The sequence below is a fragment of the Morganella sp. GD04133 genome (genome assembly GCF_029835375.1).
In the GTDB taxonomy this organism is placed as follows: domain Bacteria; phylum Pseudomonadota; class Gammaproteobacteria; order Enterobacterales; family Enterobacteriaceae; genus Morganella; species Morganella morganii_B.
This window is the reverse complement of the sequence record NZ_JAODZS010000063.1, coordinates 1-8,672: the sequence shown is the minus strand read 5'-3', so window position 1 is coordinate 8,672 and position 8,672 is coordinate 1. Positions and strand designations below refer to the sequence as shown.

Here is an 8,672-nt window from a genome sequence, read left to right as displayed (position 1 = left end):
CCGCTTACCGTGCAGTGCGCCGTCATAAAATTTCAGGTCATTTTTAACATGCGCCTCATTCAGCAGGGTGGCGAGGACTTCCGGTACGGATTGCTGGCGGAAAATGCGGCTGTCCTGGTTGAGCGTCATGATCCACATTTCCGGGCGGATAACAAACTGATACCAGGTTTTGTTGCCGTCGGTATTACCCTGTTCGGCGGAAGCCAGCAGTCCCTGCACGGTACGGACCTTAACGCCGTTGCGGGTGACTGTCAGTGAGGCGGCAGAACCGAGACAGGCCTGAAAATCGACTGACGGCAGCAGACTGACGGCAGAAACGGATAAGGAAAATAAGGCAGAAAGCGTTTCATCCAGGGTGAACGCCGTCACCCGGAAGGTGTTTTCCGGCAGCCGCCCGATTGTACAGGTAAAGACCAGTCCGGAATTGCCCGGCAGCAGGTCAGAAAGAGAAGGAACCACAACAACTCCGTACAGTAACAGTCACGGACAGCAGTTATCCCGGTGTCCGCAGGAAATAACAGAAATCCGTCCGGGAACCGGACGGACTGTATTGATTACGCTTCGATTGGTGTACGCCAGTCGTCAGCACCGGAGGTGCCTGCAACGGTGTGATCCCAGCTGATTTTGCGGTAGGACAGAGAGACTTCAATCAGCTGTGTGTAATCCGATTTGGACGGATCCTGACAGTGCGGCATTTTGCAGTCGATATTGACGATAGTGGCATCTTCCAGCGCGGTGGTGAAGAAGTGCTCCTGCTTACCTTCAACAGACGTGCGGTACCATTTCAGTTGTACCTTAGGCAGCATTTCACCGGCCGCCAGGGCGTTGTACAGCAGCGGAACGGCTTTGTTCATTGCCACGGTGAATTTGAACGGACGGTGCGCACGCTGACCGGACGGCTGACCGGACTGCGGATCTGTCGGGACGGTGACGATATGGTCAAACTGTTGTACCAGCATCTCATCTTCGTGACCCTGCACATAGATGTTACCGACAGACTCAGCCGTAAAAGCACCGGCTGTGATGTTGCCCTGAGTTTTGCCTTCGATGGCGATATAGCACGGAGTTGGCATAGTAAATTCCTTATAATATAAAATGATAACAATGAGTTATCCGACAATGTGTAGTCATCAGCCAGTGCGCATGGTGTTGAGTGGCGAGATAATAAATTTCACGTACCGGTCTGTAAACAGCCGGGGGGCGTTTGTATCTCACAGGATCCGTCACTTAAGTTAAAATCGTTGCAAAAACAGGATATTTGACTTCCAGGAGAGGTAAATTGAGAGTAGTGTGGCGGAATGATTCAGATCACAAAAAAAACAAACAACTATGTTTTTTAACATAGTTACCTAACATGCTGTAAATAATAAGAAAAAAGGCATTTTTTTTCAGATCACAGAATAAAATATGTAACAAAGTACAAAAGTAATATAAAGCAATGAATAATAACAATAAAAATTTATATCCAAACGAAAATTATAAAACACCCTTAATTTCCTCTCTGAATGGTTAATCACAAGCAGATGAAATCAGCATATTCAACTGACTGATATTCTCTGACAGTCGTTAAGAAAAAAAACATGAAGCTAAACAGTAAATTATCAGCAGGACTATTCCCGAAAAACCGGTATATTTATACGCAGTATATTCCTGTCATCAGAAATGAAGAAACCGGCGGGACAAACGACAGCAATCCAAACCGGTCATGCTGCCGGTATCACCATGCTCCTGCACACAAAACTGAATTCGTATGTACAATCACTGTCACCAACCATCAGCCAGGGCTTCAGCCTGACTCAGGACTAATGTAATCGCGTCTTCCGCAGCATCCGGCGGATATTTCCAGCGCCGTAATAAACGGCGTACAAGATTACGCATACGGGCCCTGACGCTATCCCGTTTCAGCCGTTCCGGCAACTGGCTATATCTTCCGGCCGATACCTTTGAATTTCTCAATAGCAGTTAAATCTCTGAGCTTTCATAAACAGCCGCCAACTCTTCCATTTTCTCTCTCACCAGCTCAGCTACGGCTTTGCGGGCTGTGACCTTTGGCCTGACAGATAAAACAGCGAGCAGTTCTTTAATATCGGGTAGCCTGTTACGGTAGATGTACTCTTCATACAGGGTCTTAAAACCCGCTAAATCTGCATTGAGTTCTTCACAGACCAAAGCCATGGCTTCTTTTCGTTTCTCAACCACGAACAGATTGAACTGTTTTTTGACAAAACCTTCGACCTGATCTTCTGATTTTGGCTTCAGCCCGGGTAGCTTGGTATCGATGAAGTCCCTGAACAGTTGCTTTTTATGACGTAGTTCAGGGTCGGTCTGTAAGACGTTCAGGATCATGTCACGGGTGAGGTCATAAGTTTTCTGATTAGCGTCACCTTTCTTCAGCTTCTCAATCAACTGAATGATGTAGGTCACGTTAACCTCATCACGTTTGATCAGATCGATCTCAAAGTCAAAATCAAAGTTGAACTGCTCTGGATTAGGTTCATCTGACCCCTTTTCATCACCGGTACCGACATCAGGTTTCTTCTTCCTGCGTTCACGCTGAGCGGCTTCTAAATCTTCACGCTTATCAAGGTATTTACTCTGGTAATCCAGTAATGTTTGCTCATCGATATCCAGTACTTCACTCTCAAGGTCTTCATGGAACTCACTGAAAGTCTTCAGGGTATTTTGCAATCTCAGGACATCACGGAATTTAGCTAAGAATTTTAGCTGGTCTTCTTCTTTGTAAAGCTCATCCACCGCATCCGGTGTTTCCGCGATGGCTTTGAGCTGTGCCACTCCATCTCTGAAGGAGTCCACCAGATCAGGATAAGGTTTCATGATCACAGTGCTGATCACCTCATCGACACCACCAGCCTTGGCATCACGGTTCGCAAAGATCGACAGGGCCTCATCGGTGGCATCTTTCAGACGACGATAACAAACGATATTGCCGTGTGATTTCCTGGCATCAAAGACACGGTTAGTCCGTGAAAAAGCCTGGATCAACCCGTGGTGTCTGAGGTTCTTATCCACGTACAAGGTGTTCAGGGGGGGACTATCAAAACCGGTGAGGAACATATTCACCACCAGCAGGATATCGACCTCTTTTCGCTTCACACGCCTTGAAAGGTCCTGGTAATACTCATAGAAAGACTTACTGTCGGACGCATCATAGGACGTGGAGTAGAGGCCGTTATAATCCGACACACAGGCTTTGAGAAAATCCATGCGACCGGCATCGACGCTGCGTGTGGTCATCACCGGTACGCCGGTGTCTTCCAGTCCGGTAAACTCATCAGCGTCATCCGGTCCGCTGCTAAAGATAGTAGCGACTTTCAGTCGTTCTTCTTCGGGTAGATCCGCTTGCTGCTTTCTAAAGGATTCGTAGTATACACGCAGCAGATCCACGCTGCTGACACACATCATCGCCGTGTATTCACGCCGGAAGGTCTTGGATGGATGCAGTGCCAGAATATCGCTGACCACCTTATCGACACGCTGAGGGGCATTGATGAAGGACTTATGGTTTAACTGCTCTTCACTCAGTACACTGGCTGGGGCATGGCTACCATCGTTCATTTCCACTACATCTCCGGGCTTCACCATGTCGCGGTATTCAACCGAGAAACGCAGTACGTTGCGGTCTTTAATCGCATCGGTGATCACATATTTGTGCAATGCCTCACCAAACAGATCCCGGGTGGTTTTATTGCCATATTTGGTTTTGACGGTATTGGCATCAAAGATCGGTGTTCCGGTAAACCCGAACATTTGTCGGTGACTGAAGAAGTCACAGATCCGGTGATGGGTTTCTCCAAACTGGCTGCGGTGACACTCATCGAAGATGAAAACCACTTTCTTACCGGCCACGTCCTTACACTGGTCTTTGAATTTCGCTTTAGAGATGGCCGCATTGAGCTTCTGAATGGTGGTGACAATCAGCCTACAGGCATCATCATTTAACTGTTCAACCAGCTTTTTGGTGTTCTCAGTGGTGTCCACGCTGTTCGCACTGAAGGCGTTAAACTCCAGTGCGGTTTGGTAATCTAGGTCACGACGATCGACGACAAACAGCACTTTATCGACATTCTTATCCTGGCTGAGAATCTGACTGGCTTTGAAGGAGGTTAAGGTTTTTCCTGAGCCCGTGGTGTGCCAGATATACCCATCCCCACGACCGTAACCTACGCGCTCCAGAATTTTTTCCACCGCATAATACTGATAGGGTCTGAGTACCATCAGATTGCGCGAGGTTTCATGCAGGACGATGTAGCGAGCGATCATTTTGGAAAGGTGGCAGCGTTCCATGAAGGACTCCGCAAACGCATCCAGACGGTTGATCCGTTCATTGGCCTGATCGGACCACTCAAAAGTGAATTGGTAGTTCAGCTTTTGGTTATTCGAGAAGTAACGGGTGTTCACTCCATTGCTGATAATGAACAACTGGATGAAGCCAAATAACCCACTGTTTGTGCTATAGGATTTACTGCGATAACGGTCAATCTGATCGAAGGCCGACCGGATTTCCGAACCTCTGGCCTTTAATTCAATCTGCACCAAAGGTAAGCCATTCATCAGAATCGTCACATCGTAACGGCTGTGATCAACAGCTGATCGGTTTGTCACCTGACGGGCAACCTGGAAGCGGTTCTGGCACCAGTGTTTCACTGAAAAGAGCTCGATGTACTTAGGAGTACCATCGGCACCGATGACATCAATGCGACCTCGCAGCATCCTCGCTTTATCGAAGACATCACCCTTTTTCAGCTTGTCCTTGATTTGCTCAAATTCATCACCGGTCAGCTGGATGCCGTTATGCTTTTCCAGCTGAACCTTAAGGTTCTTCACCAGATCGGCTTCGTTGCACTTTTCCACCCGCTCATAGCCCATGCGTTCCAGCTGCTCAATGAGTTTCTTTTCCATGTCTAATTCGCTTTGGGTACTCATCTGTTCGGGATCCTTGTCATCATTCTGTTTCAGGCTCAACCCTGATTAACCTCAGAGGTGAGCCATAGTTCATCGTATTATTCGTTATGCCGCAGTATCAACCAGAACCCGACGCTTACCAGTCAGCAGCTGTTGCATCAGGGATTTTTTTTCCAGCCTGAGATGATCAAGACGCTTTTGCAGGGCGTCGATTTCCTGGTCGGCGGTGGTGAGGATGTTGGCGATAGTTTGTTGTTCACTTATGCTTGGTAGATGAAGTGATATTTTCAAAAGTTGTTTTTTTGATAAGTTGTATCTAGTCGCACCTTGTGCGAGATTGGCTATAGCTCTACGTATACTTTCACTTCTCATGTAGTATTTTGCGTACTCTGGAATCAAAACATCTAAGCTACTTAGCCTGAATCCAAAGCAGAATGAGTTTAAATAAACGTTTAAAGGTAGTCGTTCTAACATTACTGATGCCATACCCACTTCTTCAGGCGTTTCAGATGAAGTAGTGAATAATATGTCTCCGTATTCAACGCTGTGTTGCTTTTCACCTTCTTTAAGTTTTACATAATCAAATTTATCAGGAATTATGGCACCATCGGCAAAAACACTCATATATGTTATGTATGGCTCACCTGAACCAAAATCTTCTTTAGTCTTGCCCGTTAAGCCACCATAAGTATATCCAAGATCGCCTAACTCGACTTTAGACCACTCTCCCTCAAACCCAGGCAACCGTTTTTTGCCGGTCAAGAGTTGCTGCATCAAGGCTTTTTTGCGCTGTTGACTGTTCTCAAGCAGTCGCTCGGTGGCTAAAATCGCGTTGTCCCATGTGCTCAGAATCTGGGCGATCTTTTTTTGTTCATGCTGAGGTGGGAGGGTTATGTCTAGTGTCCTAATTGTAGCAAGGTTAAGCCCTGCCTTTGCTCCTGCATCATTCAACGAGTTTATTCGCCGGTGATAGGCTCCTGAACATAGCAAATACGCAATAAATTTGGATTCGGCATCTTTTGGCTTTACTCTGACAAGCGCTGTATGTTGATTGATAAAAGCTTGACCTAAACCGAAGTGGATCCAACCTATTTTACCTAGCTCTGCTGTGATAGAGATTAGAATATCACCTGTTTGTAGTGAAGTTCTTTTCCCGTCAGCTGAGTCCGAATTCACATCAACGAATTTCAAATCATCCATTTTAAGGTAAATACTATCCCGTCTGAGATTAGTCATTCTAATAAATTTACTACCAGTATCAGAGTAGAACTGTGCCCAATCGCGTGATCCGCTAGTCACCAGTGATGATATGCTGCCCAATTTTTTTGATTCCCACCCCTCAGGCAACATAACCCAACTCCTTCAGATAACCCTTCATCTGCTCATTCAGTTGTACAATTTCGGCTTCAATGGCAGTCCGTTCTGACTGAACAGCCATCAGGTCGATCTCTTCTTCCTCTTCAAAGGTATCGACGTAGCGCGGAATATTGAGGTTGTAATCGTTTTCCTTGATTTCATCGAGGGTGGCGAGGTAGCTATACTTATCAATGACGGTGCGCTGCTCTAGCGTATCAATGATTTTCTCAACATCCTGGTTACGTAAGGTGTTCTGGTTTTTCCCTGGTGCGAAGTCACGGCTGGCATCAATAAACAACACATGCTCACCGTCTTCACGATACTTCCTGAACACCAGGATTGCCGCCGGAATACCGGTACCAAAAAACAGGTTAGACGGTAGGCCAATGACCGCATCCAATGCGTTCATCTCTTTGATAATGTGCTGACGAATATGCCCTTCACTGGAGCCACGGAACAACACCCCATGCGGTACAACGACCGCAGCCGTTCCATTGTCATCTAACTGGAATAACATGTGCTGAATAAAGGCCATATCAGCCTTGGTTTTCGGTGCCAGCTTGCCATAAGCCGAGAAGCGATCATCACTTAAAAACAAAGGATTGGCTGACCAATCTAAACTAAAGGGGGGATTAGCGACGATGGCTTCAAAGCGGTATTCCAGGTGCTGAGGACGCTCCAGGGTATCGTCCTGCCTGATGTCAAAATCCTTGTAATGGACACCGTGCAAAATCATGTTCATGCGAGCCAGGTTGAAGGTGGTACGGTTGTACTCCTGACCATAGAAACGACCTACCTTCTTCACCTGTTTAGCCACGCGAAGCAACAGGGAACCCGAACCACAGGTTGGGTCATAGACGGACTTCAGTTCATCCTTACCCAGTGATACGGCACGAGCCAGAATCTCAGAGACCCGCTGAGGCGTGTAAAATTCCCCCGCCTTCTTGCCTGCATCAGAAGCGAAGTTACTGATCAGATACTCATAACTATCACCGAGGACATCAGCCTCTACATCGTCAATCATGAAGTCGATAGCATCCAGACGAACCAGTATCTCTTTAATGATCTTGTTGCGGTCTTCAACAGTCTTACCGAGTTTAGTGGAATTCAGGTCCAGGTCTTCAAACAGATGAATAAAGTCAGCCTCGGATTCGTGACCACGTGTACTGTTCTCAATGTCACTCAACACAGTTTGCAAATCAGACAGAATGAAGGCATTGGCATCGTCCTGAATACGGGCAGCAATACTCATAAACAACTGACCTGGCATCAGGTGATAGCCTAGCGTATCAATCGCTTCTTCACGAATCGCCTCAATGATCTCAGCGTGTTCTTCATTGTCTTCATCCAGCAAGGCATAATCCAACCCATCTTCAGATAAGGCTTCCTGAGCAATGCTGTAAAGACGTTCTGATAAGAATTTGTAGAAGATGAAGCCGAGTATGTAATCCCGGTAATCATCACCCGATATACGTCCCCTGAGAAGATTACATATTGCCCAGAGCTGTTGTTGCAATATGCGTTTTTGTTCTTCTGACATCGTATCGTCCTTAGTCTCTATTCATTAAACGTTAAAACCATCACGTCTCAACGATGTATTCAATATCGTTCTGCTAACCCCGAAATACTGAGCAGACTCAGCTATGTGGATTTGGCCCTGTAAATTCAGACCGTACCGGAGCCCGCTATCTTTTTTTAAAGTATTACATCAATCCGGTAATTATACCGTGAGGAAAAACAAAAGACAGCGTTCAGGCATTATTTTCCGGTTAGCGAACAACCAGTAATCTCCGGGGGTTTATTCAAGAAAACTGTAATCAAGTCAATGAGAAGGAGGGGGAGGAGCAGATGTCAGAATCAGTCAAGGAGATGAAAAACCAACGTTATTCACGGGACTCCGCAATGCGGGCCTTCAGCCAGGTATCTACTTCACTTTTCAGCCATCTTGAGCTGCGTCCCAGTTTGATAGGCTTAGGAAACTGACCGTCCTGTATCAGCTTATAAAACCACTTATCCGATAACCCTGTCAGCTGTACAATAAATTTCATGTCAATAAACTTGTCTTCAAGCAGTGTATATTCAGTCATGAGAATAATTCCTTATATTAATAAAAATAAGGAGTAATAATTTTCATTACCGCTCCCCTCATGACATTCCACTCAGAGTTATTTATTACAGATTTATTTACTGTATCCAATTGATCGTTCTTTTACATCATAAGTCTTGGTATATTCCTTAGTTAAATAAAAATAGTAATCCAGCATTATTTTCTTTTTTTCTTCAAGATTATCGTCATAGATGCTTAAGTTTTCATATTGAAAGAAACAGTAGTGAACAAGCTTTTTTTCATCTGGTAAATGCAAAGCACTATTCCATGCGCTATCAATGATGCG

8 protein-coding genes are annotated in these 8,672 nt (G+C 45.8%); all 8 read right to left on the bottom strand.

Going from position 1 to position 8,672, the window contains the following annotated elements:
- On the bottom strand, window positions 1-459 hold a 459-nt coding region (locus N7387_RS20510; protein ID WP_279800857.1), incomplete at its 3' end, for a contractile injection system protein, VgrG/Pvc8 family.
- A 95-nt stretch (window positions 460-554) separates the two neighbouring features.
- Complete coding sequence (locus N7387_RS20505; protein WP_279800856.1) at window positions 555-1,073, bottom strand: Hcp family type VI secretion system effector; 519 nt, start codon at window positions 1,071-1,073, stop codon at window positions 555-557.
- Between the two features lie 691 nt (window positions 1,074-1,764).
- A complete protein-coding gene (locus tag N7387_RS20500; protein WP_279800855.1) occupies window positions 1,765-1,917 on the bottom strand; it encodes a type I restriction enzyme endonuclease domain-containing protein in 153 nt (50 codons plus the stop codon).
- Window positions 1,918-1,962: 45 nt separating this feature from the next.
- Window positions 1,963-4,944, bottom strand: coding sequence for a type I restriction endonuclease subunit R (locus tag N7387_RS20495; RefSeq protein WP_279800854.1), 2,982 nt, complete (start codon window positions 4,942-4,944; stop codon window positions 1,963-1,965).
- An 84-nt stretch (window positions 4,945-5,028) separates the two neighbouring features.
- On the bottom strand, window positions 5,029-6,273 hold the full coding sequence (locus tag N7387_RS20490; RefSeq protein ID WP_279800853.1) for a restriction endonuclease subunit S: 1,245 nt from the start codon (window positions 6,271-6,273) through the stop codon (window positions 5,029-5,031).
- Window positions 6,263-7,819 carry a type I restriction-modification system subunit M gene (locus N7387_RS20485; protein ID WP_279800852.1) on the bottom strand — a complete coding sequence of 519 codons (1,557 nt, stop codon included), beginning with the start codon at window positions 7,817-7,819 and terminating at the stop codon, window positions 6,263-6,265. Before N7387_RS20485 ends, N7387_RS20490 begins: the two co-directional genes overlap by 11 nt.
- A gap of 343 nt (window positions 7,820-8,162) precedes the next feature.
- Complete coding sequence (locus tag N7387_RS20480; protein ID WP_025155323.1) at window positions 8,163-8,366, bottom strand: AlpA family transcriptional regulator; 204 nt, start codon at window positions 8,364-8,366, stop codon at window positions 8,163-8,165.
- Window positions 8,367-8,459: 93 nt separating this feature from the next.
- Window positions 8,460-8,672 (bottom strand): inovirus-type Gp2 protein (locus N7387_RS20475; protein WP_279800851.1); only part of this gene is annotated, 213 nt, incomplete at its 5' end.